The sequence below is a fragment of the Paenarthrobacter sp. 10L412 genome, from assembly GCF_056395565.1.
On record NZ_JBFTJT010000010.1, the window covers coordinates 194,419 to 219,750 of the forward strand.

General features: G+C 60.4%; 26 protein-coding genes and 1 pseudogene. 13 read left to right on the top strand and 14 right to left on the bottom strand.

Going from position 1 to position 25,332, the window contains the following annotated elements; genetic code table 11:
• Positions 1–86: 86 nt before the first annotated feature.
• Positions 87–437 (bottom strand): DUF3846 domain-containing protein, encoded by a 351-nt coding sequence (locus AC1DD7_RS15535; protein WP_477515691.1) that lies wholly within the window; start codon positions 435–437, stop codon positions 87–89.
• Positions 438–1,587: 1,150 nt separating this feature from the next.
• Between AC1DD7_RS15535 and AC1DD7_RS15540 the strand changes: the two genes are divergently transcribed.
• The gene (locus AC1DD7_RS15540) at positions 1,588–1,779 is read left to right on the top strand and encodes a hypothetical protein (protein WP_477515692.1); all 192 of its coding nucleotides are present in this window, start codon (positions 1,588–1,590) and stop codon (positions 1,777–1,779) included.
• Between the two features lie 44 nt (positions 1,780–1,823).
• Here AC1DD7_RS15540 and AC1DD7_RS15545 read toward each other — a convergent pair whose 3' ends face one another.
• A complete protein-coding gene (locus AC1DD7_RS15545; protein ID WP_477515693.1) occupies positions 1,824–2,072 on the bottom strand; it encodes a hypothetical protein in 249 nt (82 codons plus the stop codon).
• Positions 2,073–2,215: 143 nt separating this feature from the next.
• On the opposite strand from AC1DD7_RS15545, the gene AC1DD7_RS15550 reads away from it, so the two are divergent.
• Positions 2,216–4,438, top strand: a complete 2,223-nt coding sequence (locus tag AC1DD7_RS15550) for an ATP-binding protein (RefSeq protein ID WP_477515694.1) — start codon at positions 2,216–2,218, stop codon at positions 4,436–4,438.
• 161 nt (positions 4,439–4,599) lie between these two features.
• A complete protein-coding gene (locus AC1DD7_RS15555) occupies positions 4,600–5,013 on the top strand; it encodes a hypothetical protein (RefSeq protein ID WP_477515695.1) in 414 nt (137 codons plus the stop codon).
• A gap of 48 nt (positions 5,014–5,061) precedes the next feature.
• On the opposite strand, the gene AC1DD7_RS15560 is transcribed toward AC1DD7_RS15555, so the two are convergent.
• On the bottom strand, positions 5,062–5,913 hold the full coding sequence (locus AC1DD7_RS15560) for a sigma-70 family RNA polymerase sigma factor (protein ID WP_477515696.1): 852 nt from the start codon (positions 5,911–5,913) through the stop codon (positions 5,062–5,064).
• Between the two features lie 100 nt (positions 5,914–6,013).
• Between AC1DD7_RS15560 and AC1DD7_RS15565 the strand changes: the two genes are divergently transcribed.
• Positions 6,014–6,997, top strand: a complete 984-nt coding sequence (locus AC1DD7_RS15565) for an Lrp/AsnC ligand binding domain-containing protein (RefSeq protein WP_477515697.1) — start codon at positions 6,014–6,016, stop codon at positions 6,995–6,997.
• A gap of 72 nt (positions 6,998–7,069) precedes the next feature.
• Here AC1DD7_RS15565 and AC1DD7_RS15570 read toward each other — a convergent pair whose 3' ends face one another.
• The 3 genes from AC1DD7_RS15570 to AC1DD7_RS15580 all read right to left on the bottom strand — a co-directional run bounded on the left by AC1DD7_RS15570 (position 7,070) and on the right by AC1DD7_RS15580 (position 8,568).
• Entirely contained in the window at positions 7,070–7,501 is a 432-nt protein-coding gene (locus AC1DD7_RS15570) for a VOC family protein (protein ID WP_477515698.1), read from the bottom strand.
• 87 nt (positions 7,502–7,588) lie between these two features.
• On the bottom strand, positions 7,589–8,047 hold the full coding sequence (locus tag AC1DD7_RS15575) for a VOC family protein (RefSeq protein ID WP_477515699.1): 459 nt from the start codon (positions 8,045–8,047) through the stop codon (positions 7,589–7,591).
• Positions 8,048–8,190: 143 nt separating this feature from the next.
• Positions 8,191–8,568 (bottom strand): VOC family protein, encoded by a 378-nt coding sequence (locus AC1DD7_RS15580; protein ID WP_477515700.1) that lies wholly within the window; start codon positions 8,566–8,568, stop codon positions 8,191–8,193.
• Positions 8,569–8,701: 133 nt separating this feature from the next.
• Here AC1DD7_RS15580 and AC1DD7_RS15585 point away from each other — a divergent pair, with 133 nt between their 5' ends.
• Entirely contained in the window at positions 8,702–9,088 is a 387-nt protein-coding gene (locus AC1DD7_RS15585) for a DUF3054 domain-containing protein (protein WP_477515701.1), read from the top strand.
• A gap of 71 nt (positions 9,089–9,159) precedes the next feature.
• Entirely contained in the window at positions 9,160–9,438 is a 279-nt protein-coding gene (locus AC1DD7_RS15590; RefSeq protein WP_223932953.1) for an Lrp/AsnC family transcriptional regulator, read from the top strand.
• Positions 9,439–9,513: 75 nt separating this feature from the next.
• On the opposite strand, the gene trpD is transcribed toward AC1DD7_RS15590, so the two are convergent.
• Positions 9,514–10,581, bottom strand: coding sequence for an anthranilate phosphoribosyltransferase (gene trpD / locus AC1DD7_RS15595; protein WP_477515702.1), 1,068 nt, complete (start codon positions 10,579–10,581; stop codon positions 9,514–9,516).
• 148 nt (positions 10,582–10,729) lie between these two features.
• Between trpD and ctaE the strand changes: the two genes are divergently transcribed.
• From ctaE to qcrB, 4 genes are all read left to right on the top strand, one after another.
• The gene (ctaE, locus tag AC1DD7_RS15600) at positions 10,730–11,368 is read left to right on the top strand and encodes an aa3-type cytochrome oxidase subunit III (RefSeq protein ID WP_431115325.1); all 639 of its coding nucleotides are present in this window, start codon (positions 10,730–10,732) and stop codon (positions 11,366–11,368) included.
• Positions 11,369–11,455: 87 nt separating this feature from the next.
• Positions 11,456–12,244, top strand: a complete 789-nt coding sequence (gene qcrC, locus AC1DD7_RS15605; protein ID WP_431115326.1) for a cytochrome bc1 complex diheme cytochrome c subunit — start codon at positions 11,456–11,458, stop codon at positions 12,242–12,244.
• Positions 12,245–12,343: 99 nt separating this feature from the next.
• Complete coding sequence (gene qcrA, locus AC1DD7_RS15610; RefSeq protein ID WP_431115328.1) at positions 12,344–13,414, top strand: cytochrome bc1 complex Rieske iron-sulfur subunit; 1,071 nt, start codon at positions 12,344–12,346, stop codon at positions 13,412–13,414.
• On the top strand, positions 13,392–15,065 hold the full coding sequence (qcrB, locus tag AC1DD7_RS15615) for a cytochrome bc1 complex cytochrome b subunit (RefSeq protein WP_477515703.1): 1,674 nt from the start codon (positions 13,392–13,394) through the stop codon (positions 15,063–15,065). Before qcrA ends, qcrB begins: the two co-directional genes overlap by 23 nt.
• A gap of 98 nt (positions 15,066–15,163) precedes the next feature.
• On the opposite strand, the gene AC1DD7_RS15620 is transcribed toward qcrB, so the two are convergent.
• Positions 15,164–15,952, bottom strand: a complete 789-nt coding sequence (locus AC1DD7_RS15620; protein ID WP_431115330.1) for a GntR family transcriptional regulator — start codon at positions 15,950–15,952, stop codon at positions 15,164–15,166.
• A 224-nt stretch (positions 15,953–16,176) separates the two neighbouring features.
• On the opposite strand from AC1DD7_RS15620, the gene AC1DD7_RS15625 reads away from it, so the two are divergent.
• Positions 16,177–16,422, top strand: a complete 246-nt coding sequence (locus tag AC1DD7_RS15625; protein WP_477515762.1) for an HPr family phosphocarrier protein — start codon at positions 16,177–16,179, stop codon at positions 16,420–16,422.
• 78 nt (positions 16,423–16,500) lie between these two features.
• On the opposite strand, the pseudogene AC1DD7_RS15630 reads toward AC1DD7_RS15625, so the two are convergent.
• The 5 genes and pseudogenes from AC1DD7_RS15630 to AC1DD7_RS15650 form a co-directional block, all read right to left on the bottom strand.
• Positions 16,501–16,833: pseudogene (locus AC1DD7_RS15630) on the bottom strand (cytochrome c oxidase subunit 4); the annotation flags it as partial.
• Positions 16,830–18,551: an aa3-type cytochrome oxidase subunit I gene (gene ctaD, locus AC1DD7_RS15635; RefSeq protein ID WP_216925611.1), complete on the bottom strand. Its 1,722-nt coding sequence runs from the start codon at positions 18,549–18,551 to the stop codon at positions 16,830–16,832. The gene ctaD and the pseudogene AC1DD7_RS15630, both read right to left, overlap by 4 nt.
• Before the next feature lie 10 nt (positions 18,552–18,561).
• The gene (gene ctaC / locus AC1DD7_RS15640) at positions 18,562–19,434 is read right to left on the bottom strand and encodes an aa3-type cytochrome oxidase subunit II (RefSeq protein ID WP_477515704.1); all 873 of its coding nucleotides are present in this window, start codon (positions 19,432–19,434) and stop codon (positions 18,562–18,564) included.
• 182 nt (positions 19,435–19,616) lie between these two features.
• Positions 19,617–20,006 carry a HesB/IscA family protein gene (locus AC1DD7_RS15645; RefSeq protein WP_216925609.1) on the bottom strand — a complete coding sequence of 130 codons (390 nt, stop codon included), beginning with the start codon at positions 20,004–20,006 and terminating at the stop codon, positions 19,617–19,619.
• Positions 20,007–20,204: 198 nt separating this feature from the next.
• Positions 20,205–21,677, bottom strand: a complete 1,473-nt coding sequence (locus tag AC1DD7_RS15650) for a M20/M25/M40 family metallo-hydrolase (protein ID WP_477515705.1) — start codon at positions 21,675–21,677, stop codon at positions 20,205–20,207.
• A 117-nt stretch (positions 21,678–21,794) separates the two neighbouring features.
• Between AC1DD7_RS15650 and AC1DD7_RS15655 the strand changes: the two genes are divergently transcribed.
• The gene (locus AC1DD7_RS15655) at positions 21,795–22,388 is read left to right on the top strand and encodes a DUF3043 domain-containing protein (RefSeq protein WP_431115334.1); all 594 of its coding nucleotides are present in this window, start codon (positions 21,795–21,797) and stop codon (positions 22,386–22,388) included.
• 111 nt (positions 22,389–22,499) lie between these two features.
• Here the strand turns inward: AC1DD7_RS15655 and AC1DD7_RS15660 are convergent, their stop codons facing one another.
• On the bottom strand, positions 22,500–23,579 hold the full coding sequence (locus AC1DD7_RS15660) for a quinone-dependent dihydroorotate dehydrogenase (protein ID WP_477515706.1): 1,080 nt from the start codon (positions 23,577–23,579) through the stop codon (positions 22,500–22,502).
• Between the two features lie 68 nt (positions 23,580–23,647).
• Here AC1DD7_RS15660 and AC1DD7_RS15665 point away from each other — a divergent pair, with 68 nt between their 5' ends.
• A complete protein-coding gene (locus AC1DD7_RS15665) occupies positions 23,648–25,327 on the top strand; it encodes an FAD-binding dehydrogenase (protein WP_477515707.1) in 1,680 nt (559 codons plus the stop codon).
• The last annotated feature ends 5 nt before the right edge of the window (positions 25,328–25,332 follow it).

Sequence of the window (25,332 nt, forward strand, 5' to 3'; positions counted from 1 at the left end):
GCCCGGACGGCCCATACAGATGGAACTCTATCCGTATGGGCCGGTAGCCGCTGACCGACTACGCAGCGGCAGCTATCTCGTTGTGACTACGCGGCAAGAGCCGTGTCGAAAAGTCGCTCGGCCAGCCGGAGCAAGTGACGGGGTACATCTATGTCTTCGCCGTTGTCGTCATGGCCAAGAAGAACAGCGGCCCCCCTGACGGGCTGTTCGATCTCCAAGCCTGCTTCGCGCAGCAACACTTCGGCACGGGCATTCAGGGGCAGCGGAATAAACCCTGCTTCGTCGTTCAAATAAACGTGCCAACCGTTCCAGGTTATTGCTTCGACGTTTCCTTCAAGCAGCCTTTGCCTTGTAGGCAACGTTGCGTCGATTCTTTCGACACGGACGGCCTGCCTGAGGGGAGCCGGGATAATCAGCGCAGTGCGTTTCCGATCCATAATTCGACCCTTCCATTTCTGGGCGGCCAGCCGTCTCACAGGCTTCAAACCCAGCCCTCCAGGGAAAGAACCACTGACGTTCGGGGCACCACTTTTACAGAGGCTCGCCTGCGGCTTAGACACCGCCGCGCTAGGGGGTGACAGGTCCGCCACCAACACAGAGCGTAAGGCGGCATATCACCTTTGGTTTTTACGCGGTTTTTGGAATACATTTTCGCTGGTATCGCTTTTTGCCCTTTTGGCGGCTCTTTTTTCAAGAATCGATTTTCCGGTTTTTTTGGCACTAACATTTCTGGGAGACTTACCTGACACTGGAATCACGCCTTTCTGAATGCTTTCTACACATCACCATGCCGACTTTAATTTTTAAGGCCAGTCCGCGGTTTGGTGGACGTTTTCTGCAGGCTATTTCCAGACAAGACTTTCGAACAATGGGTTGCAGGCCCAGGACATGCCGCTATGGATGCAGGAAATGTAGTCCAGTTCCCAAATCCATCCAGATTCCGCTCATGCGCGCGCCGCGGGCATCAGCAGCACAGTTGCCACCCGAGCGCACGGACATCGCCGGTGCAGGCAGCCCCTTCTACCCCCGTTCCTTAAACGCCGATAATCTACATTATGTAAAGTAGTACTCTGCGTATCTCGTTGGATGAATCAATTCGCCCCAATCCCCTGGAGACTCAAGGAAGTCTCAGGCGGAGAAGGCCAGTAAGATGGTTGCTCGCGTTGACAACGTGCCGGAGAGTGACTGGACTGAGACGTTCCGTCAGAACCCCAAGGTTGATCCTGGCTGTCTCTCCATTGACACATCTTGCCTGAAGCTCACTGCAGCATGGTCGGTTGATCACCAAGTCAGCCTCACCGAAGTGGCCAGCCGATTTGGAATGGAGGGAGTCTCAGATGGATCACCCTCAGGCAACTCCACCGGCTGTCTCACGAGAGAAGATGAAGCTGTTAGCAAAGAATCTCTCTGCATCGATGAGTCGCCTGACGATCCGGGCACCTACCTCGTCACCATCAGGATGGAGCGCGACTAGCATCCAAGGTTGACCATCAAAAGCCCGTATCACCGGCCCCCCGGGCCTAGTGAATCCTGTCTAGCGTTGACCGGTCGGCGGAGATCCTCGCGGACTGGCTGGAACGCGGCATTTTGGTTTCCGACACTGCGCTGAACCGCAGGTTCAACCGCTACTGCGAAGAGCCGGGCCTCTCCCCCGCCCTGGACATCTACTCGCTGCGCCGGGCCATGGATTCCAGCGTCCGGGATGCACGAAAGTCCGGGGCCTGGAGCAAAGGCGCCGTTCGCCCGAATCTCGACTGCCAACTCGATTTTCGTCAATAGCATTTACGGCGGGGCCCCTTCACTGTCGAACAAGCGGCGAAGCATCACGGCCGGCGTGCAAGCCGGAGATACGCCGCAATCAAGCGGGGGACGACGACGTATACGGCGACGGGGACCACGATGAGCGTGATTGCCAGGGCCCGAAGCACAGACGGCCATGGCCCGATCAACGGTGTGAGCGCCCACTGGCTGAGCGCGACGAGCGGAAAGATGGCGGTCCATGTGATGGCCGCCCGCTCATGGATTGTCGGCGGGGCGGGTGTTCGCGCCGGGGTTGGTGTTGTGGCGTACATGGGGGGCTCCTTACGGTCTGTATGCCCTTTCTGATGCCTTTACAGTAGGTCTCGACTGCTGGCTGAGACATCGGGGCGGCTACTCAAGTGCCTACTCATTTAGGGGATAGACACACTTCTCCCCTGCCGCAGATACTGATGGCATGGCCAGGAGAACCCATGCCCTGGGACCCAGGGCGCGTGCGCCGGGGCGTCTCCCGGCGTCTCCCAGCAGCTTCATAGGCCGCGTCGACGAACTAGCCGCCATCAATAACGCTCTCCTGTCGAGCCGCCTCGTGACGCTGGCCGGCCCCGGGGGTGTCGGGAAGACACGCATAGCACTGACCGCGGTGAGCGCCGCCGGCGATCGCTTTGGTCATCCGGTATTCGTGGACCTCACCCGAATCCCAAAAGGAGCCCCAGTCGCGCTATCCGTCGCGGAGGCCGTGGGCCTTCGCGGTGTCAAGAGGGAGGGCGCCCTCAACGCGATCCTGTGGTGGCTCGACGGCGGGGAGCGCGTACTCCTCATGCTGGACAACACGGAGCATGTCCTTGAGGAGACGGCTGCCCTTGTGGCCGAGCTCCTGGAGGGCGCCTTGGACTGTACCGTTCTGGTGACGACCCGAGAGCCGCTGCGCATTTCGGGTGAGCGTATCGTCCCGGTAGGGCCCATGCTGGACGACGACGCCGAGGCTCTCTTCTGGGAGCGCGCGCAGGCAGTTCGGCCGTCACTTACGGTTTCCCCGGAATCCCGCTCCGCCTCCCGCGAACTGTGCGCACGTCTGGACCGGCTGCCGCTCGCCCTTGAGTTGGCAGCTGCTCGTATGTCCGTCATGACGCCGGCGGAGATGCTGCCCCTACTCGAGCGCCCCTTGCATGCTCTTGGATCCGGACCTTCCACAGGGCCGGCCCGCCACCGCAGCCTGAGAGCCTGCATCGCCACAAGTGTGGACCCACTTGGGGAGCACGAGCGCGCCGCGTTCGAGGCGTGCGCCGTCTTCGCGAGTCCGTTCGACGCACCCGCGGCGGCCGCCGTCGCGGGTGCGTCGCTGGAGAACCTCGAAGACCTCGTGGCCCGATCCCTGCTCCAGCCGTCCTTCGACGCTGCAGGCCACACGGTCTTCCGACTTCTTGAGAGCCTGCGGGAGTTCGCTCGCGACGGGCTCGACAGCGAACGGCTCGCGGAGGTGCAGAGGCGCCACCTTGCGTGGATCGCGGCAGAGTTCAGCGCCGACAGGCCATTGAGCGTGATGGAGAGCTCACGCAACGGGCAAGCCGTCGATCGCTTGCCGGATCTCCGGGCGGCTCTCGACTTCGCGGTCGTTGCCGCACCTGCCGAGGGCCTTCAGGTCATGGGCGCAACGCGCGAACTGTGGTTCCGCTATGCCCAGGACGAAGGACTTTCCCGGGCCACTAGTCTTCTGCAACGCCATCCAATGCATGATGATGCGCGGGCTCAAGGCCTGATAACGGCTTCCGTCTGCCACACCTCGCGGCAGGAGACCGAGGCCGGGAACCGGCTGGCTGGGGAGGCGCTCGCCATTCTTGAACCAGGTTCGGCAGGGGCAGGCGCCGCCTTCTTCTATCAGGCCATCGCCCGCTGTCTTGCCAAAGACACCGAAGGTTGTATCGAGTCGTGCGAGGCGGCTCTGGACGTATATACAGGGCTCGGTGACGTAGCCGGACAGAGCAGGGCCATCGGCATGCGGGGAATGGCGGCGGTGTGGGCACATCGCGACGAGGAGGCAATAGGCATCCTCATTCGGGCTTTGGACCTTGCCGTTTACGCGGGGGACCTCTGGGCGCAGGGTCAGATCCTCACCTACCTGGGCCTTGCCGAGTCGAATCGGGGCCGCCCTGCCATGGGCCGGGCAAGGCTTTTCGAAGGGGTGGACGCCTTCGCCCGGGTGGGCGATATATCCTACCGCGGAGTCGCGCTCGCCCGCCTCGCGGCGCTCACTGTGCTCCGGGACCCGGCGACGGCGGTGCGAGCTGCCGCCGCGACGACCCGCCGGGAGGGTGCCGGCGGAAGATTCCACGAGATTGCGCTGGCCGACTTCGACCATGTGCGGTCGTCCGCTGAGCTGCTGCTCGGACCGCAGGGCTTCGCGGCCGCTTGGGAGGCCGGGGAGAAGCTCTCCTTCGCTGAGGCCGCGGAGGAGCTCCGGGCCGTGGAAGGTGTGCTCCAGCCTGACATGCTCACGCCCCGCGAATTCGAGATCGCCGGGCTTGTGCGCAGAGGCCTCGGCAACGCGTCCATCGCGAGGCAGCTCTCGCTCTCGGCGCGGACCGTGGAGAACCACGTCGCTCATGCCCTGACAAAGCTGGGACTGCACAGCCGCGCTGCCTTGGCTGTCTGGGCTGCCGAACACCGGAAGCCTGACTAGACCTTGGCGAAGCCAGTCGGCGAACCGTCGTCAACGCCGAGAAGCAGCACGGTCTATTGAATAGTTCCGTGTCGAATGTGCACGATGACCAGTAACCGTTGATTACAGCACTTCGTTGACTCCCCCGCTCCCACAGCCACTTCCGTTAGGGTGTGTCTGTAATGGAACGGTTCCTGATACTCCTAGCCTTGGTTCTTGTCGGACTGGCCGTGGCAGCAGCTGGACGCTTTCGCCTTCCCGTGAAGGAGGGATCTCGCACGGATCAGTTCTTCGTGCGGTTTCAGCTGGCGGGAAATGTGGTCGCCATTGGAGTGGATGTCCTTCTTCCAATCGTCACCGTTTTTGTCGGGATGCCGCTGCTTGCTTATTCAGCTGCGATCCTTCAGCTTCTTGCAGTGACCATCTTCCACGTGCAGTTGCCTCCAGTGCGTTGGTTCCGACCTGGAACGTCGGGTCAGCACTCAGTCGAAGAAGAGAACCTTCGACGCACCAGGTGGCCATACCAGACCGCGTTCGCGATGGGATATGCCTTTCTCCTGGCCTATGTTCTCTCCATCTTTCCGACATACTTCTAGCTTGTAACGGCAGTTCAGTCCCCTATGCAGCGAAACACGCGGCCAGACCTATCCAGCGCTGGACCCGGCCTGTTTCATTCCTGACTGAACTTCCACCAACTCAGCCAACACCCCTGTGCAACGGAGGCAATCGTCCAAGTGCCGGCGAACTTTCTCCTGGGCGGCCTGGCGCACGGCATTTCTGACGTATTTACCCAGGTAGCGCGAAAAGTCCGTGCAGGGGTCCGTAGCTGATTCCTGCACGTGTTTTTGCAGGTACGCCTGGCGGAGACCCTCACGTGCCCGGATGAGCAATGACGAAACAGCGTTTGGAGTCAGCTCCATGGCCTGTGCCGCTGCAGCCGGCTTCATGCCCTCAACGTCCACCTGCCAAAGTACGGTCTGCCAGCGGGATGGCAGGGAACGGAAAGCCAGCATAAGGATCGTGTTCTCGAAGTCTTTGAGAACAGGATCATCATCAATTGCCACGACCTGACTCACAACGCCATTCACCGTCGCCGATGCCCGCCTGCTCTGCAGATTGCGGCGGTGCGACATTCGCCGAACGGTGGTCAACAGATAGGCCTTGAATGAGTCCGCCGGTCCCCTGCCGTCCAGCAGCGATTTTAGGATCGATGCAAACGCCTCGGAGACCACGTCGTCAGCATCCGTTGGATTATCCGATTCAGTCCGGGCAACATGGCTGGCAATGCCTTGGTACCGGCGAAAAAGTTCCTCGTAGGATCCAGGGTCACCCCCGCGCACGGAAGCGAGCAGGCATGTGTCACTCTCGCCCGCCGCCAACGGGTATGTGCCCGCTCCCCTCCCCTGCTGACTTTGTGCAGGATTCAGTAGCACTTGTACTTGCTGAGCCGTCATGGAAGATTGGACGCGGCCGAACGGCAGGACGGGAGCAAGCATGGCTGCCTTCCGAAGTGTTTGAGTGGTGACGCCTAGAATCTAGGCAGCAAGTGATTGGTCACACTCAAAACGCAGGCAATTTGTTGGAAGTAGACGTTCCATGCAGGATTTCGACTTTGATGAACGGGACCTCAAACTCCTGCATGCCCTTCAGATCCGCCCCCGGGCACCATGGACGGCCTTGGCACCTGGTGTGGGTGCCGATGCAGTCACCTTGGCCCGACGCTGGAATTTTCTTTCCGGTGAAGGGCTGGCATGGGTAGCAACCTACCGTGGGCTCGGGTCCAAAGTCGCCTTTGCCCTGGTGGAAATCGAGTGCTCACCGGCCAGCATGGCAAGCGTGACCGAAAAGCTTGCGGCCGATCCGGATGTGCTCTCCATGGATCACACCGCAGGTGGCAGGGACATGGTCATCACTGTCATGAGCCGCGATGACGCCTCCCTCGGACGTTTCGTTTTGGACCGCTTGCCAGCCGTCAAAGGAATCCGCAGTACAAGAACCCATCCGGGCATCAATTTGCTGGCGGACGCCCGCAGCTGGCGGTTGCGCTCTTTGCAGGAGCACGAGGTAAAACTCATAGAGCGCGAAGCACCTCAACCAAGTCCGGCCGCGAAGGGTGCATCGGCAGATCTGGAAGAGCAACTTTTTGGGATCCTGCGCGCTGATGGTCGAGCCTCGATAACTGAAATATCCCAAAAGTTGGGAATCAGCCCCCCGCGCGCGAAGAGCGCTCTAGGCGCAGCCCTGGCTCAGGATCGGATCGTTGTCCGGCTGGAAATGGCCCGCACGTTATCGCCTTGGCCCGTAAACGTTTGGTACTTCCTCCGCGTGCCAGCCACGCAGGCGGAAGCAGTAGCGGGCCGGTTGGTCGGTCTCGGAGAAGTGCGTCTGGTCGTCACCACAGGTGGGCTGTATTCGATTGTGATGTCGGTGTGGCTTCGCCGTCTCGATGACATGACCATTCTCGAACGGCAACTGGGTGAGAAGTTGCCCATGGTGGAAATCATGGATCGTTCAGTCGTACTGCGAACACCTAAGCATGTTGGCATCATGCTGGATCCCTCTGGCCGCCGCATCATGTAAAGGCGGAAATGGGAATGCCTCGTCCATCGCGAATCGGACAGGCATTCGTTTACTCAGTGTTCCGCGCGTCTGCTACTGCTCCTGTTGTTGCGCTCCTGCAATGTTGACCAACCAAGCGATGCCGAACTTGTCCACACACATCCCGAAGGTGTCACCCCACGGTGCGCTTTCAAGTGGCATGGTGACGGTACCGCCGTCGGCGAGCTTGTCCCAGTAACCACGAAGTTCGGCTTCATCCTCGGACTGGCCGCTTAGAGACACCGAGATGTTGCTGCCCGGGTTGTAGTCCATGCTGTTCGGCGTGTCGGCAGCCATCAGCGTCAGACCGTTGGGTGTTACCAGCATTGCGTGCATGACCTTCTCCGCTTCGGCGGGGTCTTCGCTTGCCTGATACTCGCCGAAAGTGCTGAGCGTGAGTTCGCCACCGAAGACGGACTCGTAGAAGTTGATTGCGTCCCTGGCATTATCGCGGAACGAGATATATGGGTTGAGGCGGGTTGTCATTAGTCAGTTCTCCTCATGGTTGTAATAGGTGCGCACGTCACCGTGCGGTAATGCTAGCAGCGCCCAAGGCGCCTGTCCCCCGAACTTTCAGTCGCCGTCGTACGCCTTTTGCAGAACGTTGATATCAAGCTTCCGCATCTTCAACATGGCTTCCATTGCCCGCTGGGAACCTGCTGGATCCGGACCGTTCAACAGGCTCGGCATCCCAGCAGGGACGATCTGCCATGACAAGCCAAACTTGTCCTTCAGCCATCCGCACTGGCTTTCTTCTCCCCCTCCTTCCAAGAGCGCATTCCAGTAACGGTCCACCTCGTCCTGCGAATCGCAGTTCACCACGAGGGAAACCGCTTCGTTGAAGGTGAAAGCGGGTCCCCCGTTCAAGGCCATGAACTGCCGTCCTTCAATCTCGAAGTCCACGGTGAGAACCTGTCCGCCTGGACCCGGCATCGATGTCAGGATGGACGAATCATCAAATGTCGATGTGTAGAACTCCGCCGCCTCTGCCGCCCGGCCGTCAAACCACAAACAGGTGGAAATCTTCTGCATTCTGCAAGTCCTCCAGGATCGTGAGGAACCACTTGTCCCCCGACTGAGGCTAGTCCTGTGGGTTCCACCACACAACGCCCGACGGCGGCTGTCACCGGATGCGTTATGCCGCACCAGCGCGGGGCCTGCCGATCAAGCAAGAGTCAGTCGCCTGCCGTCCTGATCCGGCTGACCAGGCCTACGGTATTGGCCTCGCTGTCCTCAATGAAGGCCATCCATTCCTCTGAATCTGCCGGTCCGAGGAGGTCATCCTCATGGATGAAAATAATGTGCGGCTCCGAAATGATCTTGACGCCTTTGCTCCTCAACGCCGCCACTGTGCCGTGAAGGTCTCCAACCTCGAAATAGAGCAGGGACGACGGCGCTCCTTTCTCCAGCAGAAGCCGCACGCCACCCACGTCAAAGAAGAGGAGCCCGGGAGGGTCGTACAAGGCCTTGGGCTCGGCGCCCAGCAGTGCAGCGTAGAAGGCCGCCGCCCGCTTCAGGTCTTCGGCATGCTGGGCTACTTGAACGAATCGCATGATCTCCTCCATTAATTCGGGTGCGTCCTTTGTTCCTGCCAGTCATCGTGGCCGCAGCAGAAACCATGCGCAAGGGAGAACCTGGGGGGTCGTCAACTTCGCGCCAACACTTCCGCCCGGATAATGTCAGAACATGCCGTCATCGCTTAGATCCTGGATTCCTGCCGCCGCCGACCTCGTGTTGATTCTTGTCTTCGCCGCGATCGGCCGCGACGCCCACGCCCGTGGAGACATCATCACAGGCGCCTTTGTCACGGCCTGGCCCTTCCTCGCTGGTGCGGGCATTGCCTGGCTGGTCGCAAGGGTTTGGCGTGCCCCCTTTGCCCTCTGGCCTTCGGGCATTTGTGTCTGGATCGGTGCCGTAGGGATCGGCATGCTGCTCAGGGCGGTGACCGGCCAGACGGTGGTGTTGCCCTTTGTCATCGTGGCACTTATCAGCCTGGGTGTTTTCCTGGTCGGCTTCCGCGCCATTCTCGCGTTAATTCTGCGCACGTCACGAAAGCGCCGGTCCAAAGTCTGAAAGGGTTCCCGCATCTCCCATGTACTAGGCTGAAGTGCGTCCGCAATGAAGCTTTTCCGGAAAGGCCCCCCGTGATCACCGCTTTCGTCCTGATCAAGACCGATGCTTCGCGCATCCCGGAAACCGCCGAGCAGATTTCAGCCATCCAGGGCATCAGTGAAGTCTATTCCGTCACTGGAGAATGGGACCTCATCGCTGTAGCCAGGGTCTCCAAGCATGAAGACCTCGCGGACGTCATCGCTGACCGCCTGTCGAAGGTGGATTCAGTGGTCCACACCACTACTCACATAGCGTTCCGTGCCTACTCCCAGCACGATCTCGACGCCGCCTTTGCGTTGGGATTCGAATAGGGTCAGGGACCCCTGAAGATCACGATTCGAAGCGGCAGCGCAGTCTAGCGGCCGCACAGTCTGCAGAGGCTGTGGCTAGTCTTTGGAACCCTGGCTAAGGGCGATCCACTTGGTCAGGACGCCGGCGGCCTTACCTGAATCCACGGACTCCGCTGCCAGTGTGAAGGCAGCTCGCATACGTTCCAAAAGGTCGCCGTCGGCATTCAGATCAACGGACACCAAGCCAGCGGCAGCATTCAAGAGGACAGCATCACGCACAGGACCTGTCTTGCCATCAAGGACCTCACGTACAACCACTGCATTTGCGGCGGCGTCCCCGCCCCGCAGATCCGCAACGGTGGACGGTTCGATACCGAGCTCAGCGGGTGAGAACACCTGTTCAGTGACAGTTCCGTTCCTTATCTCCCAGACAGTCGATGGCCCCGTAGGCGTCAATTCGTCCAGCCCATCGTCACCACGGAACACGAGGCCGCGGCTGCCGCGACGGGCAAGGACGCCCGCAACCAAAGGAGCCATCCGGGCGTTGGCGACGCCAACTGCCGAAGCCTGAACATGAGCAGGATTTGTCATGGGGCCGAGAAAATTAAAGGCCGTGGGCACAGCTAACTCCCGCCGGGGTACTGCAGTATGACGGAACGAGGGATGGAAAACCTGCGCAAAGCAGAAGGTGATTCCTGCCTCCTCCGCATTCCGGGCAACCTGGTCAATCGAAAGGTCCAGACGGACACCCAAGGCTTCCAATACATCGGCAGAACCCGACGTCGACGACGCCGCCCGGTTTCCGTGTTTGACGACCTTCGCGCCCGCACCGGCCGCCACAAGGGCTGCCATGGTGGAGATGTTGACGGTGTTCAGCCTGTCCCCGCCCGTTCCCACGATGTCCAGCTTTTCACCAGAGATCTGTATGGGGTTGGCATTCTGAAGCATGGCCTCCACAAGGCCGGTCAGTTCTTCCACCGTTTCGCCCTTGGCACGCAGGGCAACCAGGAAACCCGCGATCTGCGCGGAAGTCGCTTCGCCGGCCATGATCGTGTTCATGGCCCACTCAGTATTGCCCACTGCAAGGTCGTCGCCGTTGATCAGTGCTGAGATGAGCCCTGGCCAGTTATTGCTGGCTGCAGGTGCCGATGCCGGAGAAGTCACCCCTTGATGCTATCGACCGGGCTGCACCGATGACCAATGTGAACCGGACCGGGAACTTTTCCGCGCGATTTCGCGTCTTTGTAGAAAAAGTCTCCCGAATCGGTGGTTTGCATTGGGAAGTCTGGACTTTTACAGACATAATGTCCTTGTGACATCTGCGACCCATGCCCCCAGTACCCCGGCGCACCCGACGCTGAACCGCCCCAATCTGGTTTCTGTTGGAACCGTTGTTTGGCTGTCCAGTGAGTTGATGTTCTTCGCCGGTCTCTTTGCCATGTACTTCACCCTGCGCTCCACATCAGGACTGATGTGGGCCGAGGAGTCGGCCAAGCTCAACTTCCCGTTTGCGCTCGTTAACACGATCGTCCTCGTGGCCAGTTCCTTTACTTGCCAGATGGGCGTTTTCGCCGCTGAGCGGCTTGAACCGCGCCGCACCGGCGGCCCCCTGCAGTTCACCCGCTGGGGCATGAGCGAATGGTTCGTCCTCACCTTCATCATGGGTGCCTTCTTCGTAGCCGGACAGACCACGGAATACGCGATGCTCGTCTCGGAGCACGTATCCCTGTCATCCAATGCCTACGGTTCCGCCTTCTACATGACTACGGGCTTCCATGGCCTTCACGTCATCGGCGGTTTGATCGCGTTCCTGTTCATTATTGGCCGCGCGTTTGCAGCCAAGAAGTTTGGACACTTTGAAGCGACATCCGCGATCGTCACCTCGTACTACTGGCACTTCGTGGACGTCGTCTGGATTGGCCTCTTCCTGGTCATCTACGTCCTGAAGTAGCCCGGCTTTGACTCTTTTTCTACAAGAGGCAGAATTTCAAGAAGCGGCTCGCGGAGCCGACGCAGGATCGAATAAAGGAACCACCACGTGAAGGCACTCTCGCAGAAGCGACGTCACCCACTGGCAGCCATTGCGCTGCTGCTGATGGGCCTCCTCCTCACTGGTGGGCTGTACGCCGTTGCCACATCTGTCAACCAGGCCAAGGCCGACACCACCAGCTACAGCGCAAGTGACGTAGAGCAAGGCGGCAAATTGTTTGCTGCCAACTGCGCCACCTGCCACGGCATGGGTGCAAGCGGAACCAAGGACGGCCCCTCGCTGGTCGGCGTGGGTGCCGCAGCAGTTGACTTCCAGGTTGGCACCGGCCGCATGCCCATGCAGATGAATGGCCCCCAGGCGCAGAAGAAGCCCGTCCAGTTCAACGAGGAGCAGACCAGCCAGCTGGCCGCTTACGTTGCATCGCTCGGCGCAGGCCCTGCGATTCCGGAAGAACACCTGCTTGACGAAAAGGGAGATGCAGCCAAAGGTGGCGAGCTCTTCCGCGTCAACTGCGCCATGTGCCACAACGCTGCCGCAGCCGGCGGCGCCCTGACGCGCGGCAAGTTCGCTCCCGCGCTGGCAGATGTCACAGGAAAGCACATCTACGAGGCCATGGCCACGGGCCCGCAGAACATGCCTGTGTTCAACGATTCGAACGTCTCACCCGAAGGTAAGCGCGACATCATCACCTTCCTCAAGACCATCGAAGCCAACGGCTCACCGGGCGGTGCCGATCTCGGCGCCCTTGGCCCGGTGTCTGAAGGTCTCTTCGTCTGGGTTGCCGGCTTGGGCGTCATCATCGCCTTCACCATCTGGCTGACGTCACGCACGTCATAGTCCGGACGAGACAACAAACTTCTGCTGCATGTTCAGCAGTTTCGAACTGAAAATTAACTCGGCCCAGGCCGAGACAACGAGAGAAGGATGAGGCGAATTATGGGCAACCATAGTGACGGCAGTCCGAACCACTCGGGCACCGTAGCTACGGCTGGTCAGAATGAAGTGGAGAAGTTCCAGGATCCTGGGCTTCCTCCGCATCGTTTGCGCCTGGCTGACACGGACCCGGTAGCCGCAAAGCGAGCCGAGCGTCAGGTAGCCATTTTGTTTGGCACCTCTGTCATCGGCACGCTGATCTTCCTGGTGGCGTACTTTGCCATCGATTTGGGCGACGATTCGACGATTGCAAACATCCGTACCCAGAACCTGCTCCTGGGCCTGGGTACGGCGTTCGCAATGCTTGGCATTGGCACCGGCATCGTGCACTGGGCCAAGGCCCTGATGCCCGATCACGAGGTGTCCGAAGAGCGCCACGCTATCCGTCATGAGGAAGACCGCCAGGCTGCGGTGCGCATCGTCGACGACATCGTCGAGGAAACCGGCATTAAGCGTCGCCCGCTGATCCGCAACACCCTTCTTGGTGCCGTTGCCCTTGCTCCGCTCCCTGCTCTCGCTATTTTCGGCGACCTGGGACCGCGTCCTGATGACAAGCTCGCACACACCATGTGGGCCCCTGAAGGCGGCAAGCTCAAGCGACTGACCCGCGACCCCGATGGCACTCCCATCAAGGCTTCGGATGTCACCATCGGTTCGGCATTCCACGTCATTCCCGAAGGTCTCAACGAACTTCACGAAGGCAAGCTGAACGAAAAGGCCAAGGCCGTCGTTCTGCTGATGCGCCTCGATCCCAACTCGCTGAACCCCTCCGAGGGCCGCGAGAACTGGAGCTACAACGGCATTGTTGCTTACTCCAAGATCTGCACCCATGTTGGTTGCCCGGTTGCTCTTTACGAGCAGCAGACACACCACCTTTTGTGCCCGTGCCACCAGTCCACGTTCGACCTCACGCAGGAATGCAAGGTCATCTTTGGACCGGCCAGCCGTCCGCTCCCCCAGCTGCCCATCGCAGTTGACGCAGAAGGCTACCTCGTCGCAACCAGCGACTTCAAAGAACCTGTAGGACCGAGTTACTGGGAGCGTGACGAGCATGAGCGCCTCATCAACAGCTGAAGCCCCCTTCGTAGCGAAGACAAAAGTTGGCCGTTTCACTGATTTCGTGGACGAACGTGTAGGTGGCTCCGGCATCCTGCGCGAGTTCGGCCGCAAGGTCTTCCCGGACCACTGGTCATTCATGTTCGGTGAGGTGGCGCTGTATTCCTTCGTCATCCTCCTGATGTCGGGTACATTCCTGACTTTCTTCTTCGACCCCTCGATGGCTGAAACCCACTACCAGGGTTCCTACACGCCGTTGTACAACGTCGAAATGTCCGTGGCTTACAGCTCATCGCTGAACATCTCCTTCGATGTCCGCGGTGGCCTCTTCATGCGCCAGGTGCACCACTGGGCGGCGCTGCTGTTCGTGGCCTCACTGGGTGTCCACATGCTGCGCGTCTTCTTCACCGGTGCGTTCCGCAAGCCTCGTGAAATGAACTGGGTAGTGGGCGGAGTCCTGCTGATTCTGGCCATGGCTGCCGGCTTCACTGGCTACTCCCTCCCCGATGACCTCCTTTCCGGCAACGGTCTGCGCATCATCGATGGCGTTATCAAGTCCATTCCGGTCATTGGTACCTACATCTCGTTCTTCCTCTTCGGCGGAGAATTCCCGGGCACAGCGATCATTGGTCGTCTCTATGTGCTTCATATCCTTCTGGTTCCGGCCCTGATTCTGCTCATGATCGTGATTCACCTGTTCATGGTTGTGGTCCACAAGCACACGCAGTACCCCGGCCCGGGTCGCAACGACGGCAACGTCGTCGGTTACCCCCTTGGCCCGGTTTACGCTGCCAAGGCTGGCGGGTTCTTCTTCATCGTCTTCGGCGTCCTGGCCCTTATGGCAGCTGCCTTTACGATCAACCCGATCTGGAACTACGGTCCTTACGACCCCTCCCCGGTTTCCGCCGGTACCCAGCCTGACTGGTACATCGGGTTTGTTGACGGCGCACTTCGCCTCATGCCTGGCGTCATCAACAACTTCCACTTTGAATACATCATCTTCGGACACACGCTGACGCTGAACGTCCTGTTGCCGGCGCTCGTGCCCGCGGGCATCATCTTCACCGTGCTGTTCATGTACCCGTGGATCGAACGCTGGGTAACCAAGGACAACCGTGAGCACCACGTCCTTGACCGTCCCCGCAACGCACCCACCCGTACCGCGATCGGTGTTGCAGGCTTCACTTGGTACTGCGTCATGTGGGCAGCGGCAGGCTCGGACCTCATCGCAACGCACTTCCATGTATCCCTGAACGATGTCACGTACTGGTTGCGCACACTGTTCTTCATCGGCCCTATTCTCGCCTTCATCGTGACCAAGCGAATCGCACTCGCTCTGCAGCGTAAGGACCGCGAGATCGCCCTCCACGGGCGTGAGACCGGCCGCATCGTACGGCTCCCCCACGGTGAGTTCATCGAGGTACACGCTACCCTGGACGAGTACAAGCGCTACAAGCTCGTTGGATTCGAATCTCCGGTTCCGTTGCCGGCGACGCCGAACGAACACGGTGTCGTAACCCGCAAGGAAAAGCGGCGTGCAGCGCTCTCCAAGTGGTTCTTCGAAGACCGTGTTGCTCCGGCAACTCCTGCCGAACTCGAAGCAGCACACGCGCATGGCCACCACGAGGCCATCGAAGCTGGCGCGGACCAGAAGAGTCTCAGCCACTAGTTCCAGCTTGAAACAAGGAAGGGCACGATCCACACGGATCGTGCCCTTCCTTGTTGTATTTGCCATTTGTGATGGGCCGTTACGGACCGCTGCCGGCACTATTGACTTCGGTAACCGGAGGAATAGTTGCGTGTGGGCCGGACCCCTGGTCGCTGCAGCGGAACCCAGAGCTTGTAGCGGTCTGCCCGATAGTACGAAACGGAGTAGTCCACCATAGCCCGGGCCACGAAGGCATGACGCTGGATCTTTAGCAGGGGTGAGCCCACGTCCACGTTCAACAGTCTCGCCGTTGAAGGGGATGCGGCGGTCGCCTCGATCATGTCCTCTCCCCATTCCATGACCAACCCGAAGCGTTCGCTGAGGACGTTGTAGAGCGACGTGGGCGGCGCCTCATCCAAGAGTCCCGGGACGCGGTGTGCCGGGATGAAGTTCTCGTCGACGCTCATGGGCTCGTTGTCGGCCAGCAGCAACCGCCTGAAACGGACCAAGGGCGTGCCCTCCTCCAGCTGAAGCTCCCGCGCCAGAAAAGCACTGGCAGCAATCTGCTCAAAGCTCAACACCTTGGCAGCCGGAACCATCCCGCGTCGTTGCATCTCCTCGCTGTATGAGGTCAACTTCACTTGGAGATCAAGTTTGGGCTTCTTGACGAACGTACCGAGTCCCACCACCCGCTCAATGACTTCCTCGCCCACCAAGGCATCAATGGCTTGCCGTACGGTCATCCTCGCAAGGCCGAACCTTAGCGAGAGGTCCCGCTCAGAGGGCAGCGACGAACCAGGCGGACACGACTGGGCTATGAAACTCCTCAATATCTCCCGTAGCTGGATGTAAATAGGAGTGCTGCTGGTCCGGTCGATTTCACCGGCGATACTCGCGGCTTCAGGCATGACGAGCGCCCAACATCAAATGAGTCATGCCTTAAGGGTAGATCAGCCAGAGCACAGGTCTAGACCAGCCGCACTGCGCGATATGGAGAGCAGGCCAGGCGGCGGCTACGCTTGTATGGATCAAATTTCACGGACGGATATTCCGTCTTAGCAAAGGAGCTGGCTTGCCGGAGCAGAAATCCTTCGTCGCAGCAGAAATAGGCTTGCATGCGCGAGCGGCAGCGGTGTTTGTCCGGGCCGTAACTGACACTGGCCTGCCAGTCACGATAAGGAAGCCCGATGGGCCGCCGGTAGACGCACGCTCCCTCTTGGAAGTCATGACAGAAGACTTTGGCCATGGCTGCGAGGTACTCCTGGAGGTGGCTCTGGACGCCCTCCAAGACGACCAAAGTGTCTCCGCCGCTCGTAATGCCCTCCTCGGCCTTTCTGCCGTTCTGGAGGGCACCGAAGCTCGATTGAAGGCCCAGTGACAGCTCTGGACTATCTAGAAATGGCCAGCGACCCACGCTAGAGACAGCATAACGACGTCGGGCCCCACCAAAAGGTGGGGCGATGAAGGTGATCCAGAAACCCACCGCAAGGCCCAGGAAACCGCTTGCGCACGCAATACCGAGAACCAGCGGCCACCAGCTCCAGGGGCTGAAGTGCCCCTGTTCGCCCGCGCCCTCGTGAATTTCAGCATCAGGGCGGTCTTCTGGACGCATGCCAATCCGCTTGCCAGTAAAGCCAAGGTAAGCGCCGATCATGCCTACGAGACCGCCAACCAGGAGAATACCCAGAACGCCGACCCACTCATGCCATTCCGTCAGGAAGCCATAGGCGATGGCGACCGGGATGAAGAAGAATGCTCCTGCTCCAAAGAGCCACGATTCAATTTTCACTTGCGAACGTCCTTCTGGTCGGCGTTGCCCAGCAGCACTGCTGCGGGGTCCGGGGACTGGGCGGTGTGGACCTGGGCCAACTCAGGGTGGTGCAGGTCCAGTGCCGGGCGCTCAGAACGGATACGAGGCAGGGAGGTGAAGTTGTGGCGCGGCGGCGGGCAGGAAGTTGCCCATTCCAGCGATGCACCGAAGCCCCAGGGGTCATCAACTTCTACCTTCTTGTTGCTGCGCCAGGTGATGTAGACGTTCCAGAAGAACGGCAGCAACGAGGCACCAAGGACGAAGGACGAGATCGTGGAGAACTGGTTCATCCAGGTGAAGTTGTCCTGCGGCATGTAGTCGGCGTAACGGCGGGGCATACCCTCAACACCCAGCCAGTGCTGGATCAGGAAGGTGCCGTGGAAGCCAAGGAATAGAAGCCAGAAGTGAATCTTGCCCAGGCGCTCGTTCAGCATCTTGCCTGTCCACTTCGGCCACCAGAAGTAGAAGCCGGCGAACATGGCGAACACAACCGTACCGAAGACCACGTAGTGGAAGTGTGCCACCACGAAGTAGGAGTCCGAGACGTGGAAGTCCAGTGGCGGGGACGCAAGGATAATACCCGTGAGGCCACCAAACAGGAAGGTCACCAGGAAGCCGATGCTCCAGAGCATCGGAGTCTCGAAGGTAATGGAACCCTGCCAGAGAGTACCGATCCAGTTGAAGAATTTCACGCCGGTGGGCACCGCGATCAACATGGTCATGAACGCGAAGAACGGGAGGAGCACGGAACCGGTCACGTACATGTGATGTGCCCAGACAGTGACGGACAGTGCGGCAATGGCGATGGTTGCGTACACAAGGCCCTTGTAACCAAAGATCGGCTTCCGGCTGAACACCGGGAAGATCTCGGACACGATGCCGAAGAACGGCAGGGCGATGATGTACACCTCGGGGTGGCCGAAGAACCAGAAGAGGTGCTGCCAGAGGACGGCGCCGCCATTTTCGGGGTCGAAGATGTGGGCACCAAATTTGCGGTCCGCACCAAGGGCGAACAGGGCAGCGGCCAGCGGCGGGAACGCCATCAGGACGAGGATGGACGTCACCAGGGCATTCCAGGTGAAGATCGGCATGCGCCACATGGTCATGCCGGGCGCACGCATGCAGATGATCGTGGTGATGAAGTTGACGGCACCCAGGATGGTACCGAAGCCCGACAGTGCGAGGCCGAAGACCCACAGGTCACCGCCGACGCCGGGCGTAAAGGTGGTGTTCGACAGTGGCGCATATGCGAACCAGCCGAACGATGCAGCACCCTGCGGCGTGATGAAGCCGGACACAGCAATGGTGGAGCCGAAGAGGAAGAACCAGAAGGCCAGCGCGTTCAATCGCGGGAAGGCGACGTCGGGGGCGCCAATCTGCAGGGGCATGATGACGTTTGTGAAGCCCGCAAACAGCGGTGTCGCGAACATCAGCAGCATCACTGTGCCGTGCATCGTGAACATCTGGTTGTACTGTTCCTTGGTCTGCAGGATCTGCATACCGGGTTCGAACAGTTCTGCACGGATCAACAGCGCCATGACGCCACCGAGGCAGAAGAACACGAAGGACGCGATGAGGTACATGTACCCGATGGTCTTGTGGTCCGTGGAGGTGATCCAGTTGACGACTATGCGTCCCTTGGATTTAGGAACTACGGGAGCCTCTAGGGTCCCGGCGGATTGAGTGTAAGTAGCCACGTCGCTCCCCTTACTTGGTTTCGATCAGGTCCGGGTTGCGGTCGTATTCCGCACCGAGCAGGCCCGTGTTGCCGTCCTGGCGAAGCTTGTCCATGTGGTCCTGGAATTCAGACTCGGAGACAACCTTGACGCGGAACAGCATTTCGGAGTGGTATTCACCGCAGAGTTCGGCGCACTTGCCATCGAAAGTGCCCTCCTTGGTGGGAGTGAACCTGATGTAGTTGGTCTTGCCAGGGATCATGTCCCGCTTCTGCAGGAAGGCCGGAACCCAGAAAGAGTGGATGACATCGCGGGAGTTCAACTCCAGGTCAACCGACTTGCCAACGGGCAAGTACAGCGTGGGAAGCAGGTCCTTGTTGACCTCGTTGCCGGTCAGGTGGGCCTGAACGCCGGCCTCGTGGAGGTCTTCGTTAATGACCTCGCCCTTTTTGTAGTTGAAGTCCCAAGCCCACTGCTTGCCGCGGACGTCAACGACGACGTCTGCCGGCTGTGAGCGGTCATCGATCGCGCGCTGGTCTTGGTCGGTGAAGTAGAAGAACACCAGCACCATGAACAGCGGGATGGTCAAATAGAAGACCTCAAGCGGCAGGTTGTAGCTGAGCTGCTTCGGGAATCCCGTGGTGCCCTTACGGCGGCGGTAAGCGATGATGCACCAGACCAGAAGGCCCCACGTGATGATACCGACTGCCAAGGCGGCGATCCATGAGTTGACCCAGAGGTCCATGATCCGGTCAGTGTGGTTGGTCGTGCCGCGCTCTGTTGGCAGCCAACCCTTCTCTACCTCTGGTGAACATCCAGTCAAAACCAACGCGCCGGCTAGTGCCAAGCCAGTGATCGAGGTGATCTTTATGCGTCGGCTGCCGGTTCGGTTCTGCGAACTCACAGACGGCCCTTCCTCTTGTTGCTGTCTCCCGGCAGGCCAAAGGCCACCGGGCACACTAAAAGTTTTACTACCCGATGTAGAGCTTACCGCTATGAAGCGGTTTTCGCGCACATGTCGGCGCCGTGGCTCCGAATGCGTTGGAACGCATGCAGAGGGGCGCCGACATGCGGCGATAGCTCACGTCAGTGGAACGAGTCGCCGCAAGCGCAGGACCCGCCGGCGTTCGGGTTATCAATGGTGAAGCCCTGCTTCGAGATGGTGTCCTCAAAGTCGATGCTGGCCCCACTCAGGTATGGGACGCTCATCTTATCCACTACCACTTCAACGCCGTCGTAGTCACGGACGGCGTCGCCGTCGAGCAGACGCTCGTCGAAGTAGAGCTGGTAGATCAAGCCGGAGCAGCCGCCCGGCTGGACTGCAACGCGCAGACGCAGATCGGTGCGCCCTTCCTGTTCGAGGAGGCTGCGGACCTTGCCTGCTGCGACATCGGTCAGATTGACCTCGTGCGTGGGAAGCTCCTCGTCGGGGACGAGCTGTGCTCCGGTGCTGTTTTCGTTGGTTGCAGTGCTCATTGGCCTACCTTCTTATGACGCTCCTGGCGGCGGCGCCGGAACGCAGCCTGCCCTTACCCAATTACGTACGGGTTATAGCTCCATGCTACGTCGCGCAGACGCTGAGCTATAACTTCTGACGTAACCACGGACCGCATTTACTTGTTCCCGGCGTGCCTCGCCATCCATAAACGACACACCTATACGCCATTGCGATGCTTAGCGATCAAGGCCTTCGGCATTAAGCCGCGCCAGCATCAGCGACTCCGCCAGCACAGCATGACGGAAATCGCCGATGTGCAGTGATTCGTTGGCACTGTGGGCGCGGGAATCCGGATCCTCTACACCTGTCACCAGAATCTGGACATCGGGATACATCTCGGTCAGGTCGGCAATGAACGGGATGGAACCGCCGATTCCCATTTCCACTGGTTGGACTCCCCAGGCCTCCCCCAGGGCCCAGAGTGCCACCCTGGCAGCGGCTGAGGACGTATCGGTCGCGAAGGCATTGCCCCGCTCCCCCGGCGTGAATGTTACTTCGGCACCGAATGGTGCGCGGGACTCAACGTGGTTCTTCAAAGCCTCCATGGCGGCGTCGGGATCTTGTCCGGGGGCCAGCCGCATGCTGAACTTGGCCCGGGCCGCGGGAATGAGCGTATTTGAGGCAACGGCAACGGCGGGAACATCCATGCCGATGATGGACAGCGCCGGCTTTGTCCACAAACGGGAGCCGATCGTCCCGCTCCCGGCGAGTTTGACGCCGTCGAGCACTGAAGCGTCGGCGCGGTATTCGGCCTCCGTCAGGTCAACCGCAACGTTGTCATTTCCAACAAGGCCGGCCACGGCGACATTTCCTTCGTCGTCGTGGAGGGTCGCGATGAGACGGGACAGCAGGGTGGGGGCGTCCAGCACCGGGCCACCGTACATTCCCGAATGCACCGCATGCTCCAGTACACGGACTTCGAAGGTGCCATCCACGAGCCCGCGCAGGCTGGTGGTCAAGGCGGGAATGCCCACCTTCCAGTTGCTGGAGTCCGCCACCACGATCACATCGGAGCGGAGAAGCTCGCGATGTTCCTCAAGGAATGTCCGAAACGTGGGCGAGCCCGCTTCTTCCTCGCCTTCAAAGAAGAAGGTCACCCCGAGGCCAAACTCATCCCCCAGGACCTGCGTCGCAGCAGCGTAAGCCGCCAGATGCGCCATGATGCCGGCTTTATCGTCAGCCGCGCCGCGACCATAGAGCCGGCCTTCCCGTTCCTCCGCAATGAAAGGCTCGGAGGTCCATAGAGTCCGGTCGCCTGGAGGCTGGACATCATGGTGCGCGTACAAGAGAATCGTGGGCTTACCGTCGCGGGCGGGACGGCGGGCGACGACGGCGGGACCGCCGGGCGTTCCATCCAATTTGTCGCAGCGCAGAATTCGGACGTCATCCATTCCCGTTGCCCTTACCAAGGAGGCGACAGCTTCGGCGCTGCGATCCAGTTCGGCGGGGTCGAAGCTTGGCCACGCGATTCCCGGGATACCGACGAGGTCCTTCAAGGAGCCAAGAGTCGCGCTGAATGATTCATCGACTGCTTTAGCCAAAGCGGCTATAACTTCGGAGTGGATGGCCTCGTTGGACGACGGATCCTCAGTGCTGTGGCCGGAGTTCCGTCGCTGATTCTGCGGGATCTCCGCATGTTCTGATGTCATGCCCAAACTTTACAGCTGACCAGGAGACGGCAAAGGAAGGCGCGATGGGCTCCCACCACGAAGGACAGCACGGGCTCCCGTAATCTGCGCCACCTTCCTGCGGGGTATTCTGTATGGGTGTTCGGACGCAAAAAGGAAGAGCCCAGCGCTCAAGCAGTAGTTGACCAGGCGCATGCCGCCGCCCAGGAACCGGGTGCCGGAAAGGGCGCCCCTACCCCCAAGCGGAAGGACCAGGAGGCAGCTCGAAAGCGCCCGTTGGTGCCCACTGACCGCAAGGCTTCCAAGGAGGCCGAACGCGTAGCGATTCAGGACCAGCGCCAGAAAATGCGGCAAGCACTGGATACAGGTGACGAAAAGTACCTCCCCCTGAGGGACAAGGGTCCCCAGAAGCGTTTCGTTCGGGATTATGTGGACGCCCGGTTCAGCCTCGGCGAATACCTGATGTTCGGCGCCCTGCTCTTCGTGGTGATCTCGCTGATTATCCCGGCCACCAGTTCACAGATCACCTACGTCCTGGTTGGATTCTGGATCATGTTCCTTGCCGTCTTTGTGGATGTTTTCATCCTTTCGCGCAAGCTCCGCAAGCGCCTGGGCGAGAAGTTCGGTGAAGTCGAGCGCGGATCAGTCTGGTATGGATGCATGCGCGCTCTGCAGTTCCGCAAGCTCCGCCTCCCCAAGCCGCAGGTCAAGCGCGGCCAATACCCCGCTTAGCGCCACGCCGAAGAGGCCCCAACCCACTACTAATACGAAGACCCCGGACCATTGGTCCGGGGTCTTCGTATTGGGCCTTCGTGTTGGTTCGTTCCTGGTAGAACGTTTTGACTAGCGCGAAGCCCGCTTCCGGATCTTGACGAGGCCCTTGTTGATGCGTGATGCCCAGAACGGGCCCTCATAGAGGAACGCGGTGTAGCCCTGCACCAGGGTTGCCCCTGCATTCAAACGGTCCTGGACATCCTGGGCTGACTCCACGCCGCCCACGGCAATGAGTACGAGCTGATCTCCCACGGCGTCCTTGAGTCGTCGCAGGACCTCCAGTGATCGCTGCTTCAGCGGGGCACCTGAAAGCCCGCCGGCTCCCAGTGATCCAACCTTTGCAGCATCAGTGGCGAGGCCGTCCCGGGCAATGGTGGTGTTGGTTGCGATGATGCCGTCCAGCTTGAGGTCAAGCGCAAGCCGGGCCACGTCGTCGATGTCCTCATTGCTCAGGTCAGGCGCAATCTTGACCAGGAGTGGAACATGGCGACCAGCAGCTTCATCTGCAGCATCCCCCACGGCCCGGAGCAGCGGCCGAAGAGTTTCCACGTTCTGGAGCAACCGTAGCCCCGGCGTGTTGGGCGAACTGACGTTGACCACCAGGTAGTCGGCGGCGGGAGCGAGGCTCCGGGCGCTGACGAGGTAGTCTTCTGTGGCCTCATCCAGCTCAACAACTTTCGTCTTACCGATGTTGACACCAATCACGGGTCGTACATCGGCGTGGAGGCGCTGCAGTGCAGCTTTCGCCGACTTGAGTCGCGGAGCCACTGCTGCTGCACCATCGTTATTGAAACCCATGCGGTTGATGACGGCGCGGTCCTCAATCAATCGGAACAAACGCGGCTTTTCGTTGCCCGGCTGCGCCTGCCCGGTGATGGTTCCGACCTCTACATGGCCAAACCCCAGATCGGCCAGCGCTTCGATTCCGTGGCCTTCCTTGTCAAAGCCGGCCGCCAAGCCGAAGGGAGAGGGAAACGTCAACCCAAAAGCTTCAGTTCGAAGGGACGCATCCGGAGCTGTGATCCTGGCAAGAACCCGGCCTGCACCGGTGCGGTGGGCCGCCCGGATCGCTTGAAAGCCGATCTTGTGTGCTTTCTCGGCATCCATCCAGGAGAAGGCGAGCTTGAAGAAGGTGGGGTAAACACGCATGGTCCTAGTTTTCCGGTTTACTGACAACTCACCAAACCCGTGACCTTGCCTGCGGCTAGCATGTAGGCATGCCGCTACAAGATCGTGATGCAGATCATGGGAATCGAATCCTCGCCGACGTTATCGTCGTAGGTGCAGGCTTGTCCGGACTGGTAGCGGCAGCAACTGCTTACGCGGCAGGCAAGCGCGTGGCGATCCTGGACCAGGAACCAGCGGCATCCCTGGGTGGGCAGGCGCATTGGTCCTTCGGGGGCCTGTTCATGGTTGACACCCCGGAGCAGCGCCGGCTCGGTGTCAGGGATAGCCCTGAGTTGGCGCTCTCGGACTGGATGGCCTCCGCAGGCTTTGACCGAGCAGACGACGCGATAGCGCGGCAGTGGGCCGAAGCCTATGTCCAGTTTGCTTCTGGTGAGAAGCGCGCCTGGTTGAAGAGCCTCGACGTCGGCATCTTCCCTTTGGTGCAATGGGCAGAACGCGGGGGTTACGGCCCCCAGGGACATGGAAACACTGTTCCCCGGTTCCACGTCACGTGGGGAACGGGCCCCGCACTCGTGGAACCGTTTCTGGCCAAGGTGCAGGAAGGTGTTCAGGCCGGGAGGGTGTCTCTGCACTTCCGGCATAGGGCTACTTCATTGACGACGACGGCCGGCCGGGTGGCGGGCGTCTCGGGCCAGATACTGGAACCCTCGACGGCGGTGCGCGGCCAAGCGTCCTCGCGAACCGCCGTCGGGGGTTTCGAGGCCACGGCGGGCGCTGTCGTAGTGACCACAGGCGGCATCGGTGGCAATCACGAGACCGTGCGTCGGCAATGGCCGGGCAACGCCGCACCGGTCGACATGCTCAGCGGTGTTCCCGCATCAGTGGATGGTGATTTCCTTCCTGTTGCGGAATCCCTCGGTGCAGCGTTGGTGAATGGAGACCGCATGTGGCACTACCCCGAGGGAATCCACAACTACGATCCCGTGTGGCCCAAGCACGGCATCCGCATCCTTCCCGGTCCGTCATCGCTGTGGTTGGATGCCGAAGGGCGACAGTTGCCCGCACCTCTGTTTCCGGGCTTCGATTCCCTTGGCGCGCTTCGCCACATCGTCGCCACCGGTCACAGCTACTCGTGGTTCGTCCTGAACCGCACCATTGCGCTGAAGGAACTCGCCCTTTCCGGTTCCGAGCAGAACCCGGACCTGACCGGGAGGGACGTGTCACTGCTCGTTTCCCGACTGAAACCAGGCAGCGATACTCCCATACAACGTTTCCTGGACAAAGGCATCGATTTCATTCAGGGATCCTCGCCCCATGACCTTGCCGGGAAAATGAACGCACTCACGGGGAATCAACTGATCAACGCTGACCAGTTGGACGCGCTGGTGCGGGCCCGCGACCTTCAAGTGGCAAGCGGGCTGGGCAAGGACCCGCAATTGGCTGCTATCCGGGCGGCCCGCCGTTTTGCCACTGACAAACTGATGCGGGTGGCTCCCCCGCACCGCCTGGCGGATCCTGCCCACGGACCGCTCATTGCGATCAGGCTGTCCGTCCTGACAAGGAAAAGCCTGGGAGGGCTGCAGACTGACCTTCGCTCCCGGGTCCTGGACCAGGAAGGCCGGGTGATCCCGGGCCTTTACGCAGCCGGTGAAGCGGCGGGCTTCGGCGGAGGCGGTATCCACGGGTACAGGGCGCTGGAGGGAACTTTCCTGGGTGGATGTCTTTTCACCGGCAGGGCCGCGGGACGCGATGCTGCGGCGAGTGTCTAAGCTGA

Coding starts and splice junctions, on each gene's coding strand:
- AC1DD7_RS15535 (WP_477515691.1), bottom strand. CDS start 437: ATGGATCGGAAACGCACTGCGCTGATTATCCCGGCTCCCCTCAGGCAG.
- AC1DD7_RS15545 (WP_477515693.1), bottom strand. CDS start 2,072: ATGTACGCCACAACACCAACCCCGGCGCGAACACCCGCCCCGCCGACA.
- AC1DD7_RS15550 (WP_477515694.1), top strand. CDS start 2,216: ATGGCCAGGAGAACCCATGCCCTGGGACCCAGGGCGCGTGCGCCGGGG.
- AC1DD7_RS15555 (WP_477515695.1), top strand. CDS start 4,600: ATGGAACGGTTCCTGATACTCCTAGCCTTGGTTCTTGTCGGACTGGCC.
- AC1DD7_RS15560 (WP_477515696.1), bottom strand. CDS start 5,913: ATGCTTGCTCCCGTCCTGCCGTTCGGCCGCGTCCAATCTTCCATGACG.
- AC1DD7_RS15565 (WP_477515697.1), top strand. CDS start 6,014: ATGCAGGATTTCGACTTTGATGAACGGGACCTCAAACTCCTGCATGCC.
- AC1DD7_RS15570 (WP_477515698.1), bottom strand. CDS start 7,501: ATGACAACCCGCCTCAACCCATATATCTCGTTCCGCGATAATGCCAGG.
- AC1DD7_RS15575 (WP_477515699.1), bottom strand. CDS start 8,047: ATGCAGAAGATTTCCACCTGTTTGTGGTTTGACGGCCGGGCGGCAGAG.
- AC1DD7_RS15580 (WP_477515700.1), bottom strand. CDS start 8,568: ATGCGATTCGTTCAAGTAGCCCAGCATGCCGAAGACCTGAAGCGGGCG.
- AC1DD7_RS15585 (WP_477515701.1), top strand. CDS start 8,702: ATGCCGTCATCGCTTAGATCCTGGATTCCTGCCGCCGCCGACCTCGTG.
- qcrA (WP_431115328.1), top strand. CDS start 12,344: ATGGGCAACCATAGTGACGGCAGTCCGAACCACTCGGGCACCGTAGCT.
- qcrB (WP_477515703.1), top strand. CDS start 13,392: ATGAGCGCCTCATCAACAGCTGAAGCCCCCTTCGTAGCGAAGACAAAA.
- AC1DD7_RS15620 (WP_431115330.1), bottom strand. CDS start 15,952: ATGCCTGAAGCCGCGAGTATCGCCGGTGAAATCGACCGGACCAGCAGC.
- AC1DD7_RS15645 (WP_216925609.1), bottom strand. CDS start 20,006: ATGAGCACTGCAACCAACGAAAACAGCACCGGAGCACAGCTCGTCCCC.
- AC1DD7_RS15650 (WP_477515705.1), bottom strand. CDS start 21,677: ATGACATCAGAACATGCGGAGATCCCGCAGAATCAGCGACGGAACTCC.
- AC1DD7_RS15660 (WP_477515706.1), bottom strand. CDS start 23,579: ATGCGTGTTTACCCCACCTTCTTCAAGCTCGCCTTCTCCTGGATGGAT.
- AC1DD7_RS15665 (WP_477515707.1), top strand. CDS start 23,648: ATGCCGCTACAAGATCGTGATGCAGATCATGGGAATCGAATCCTCGCC.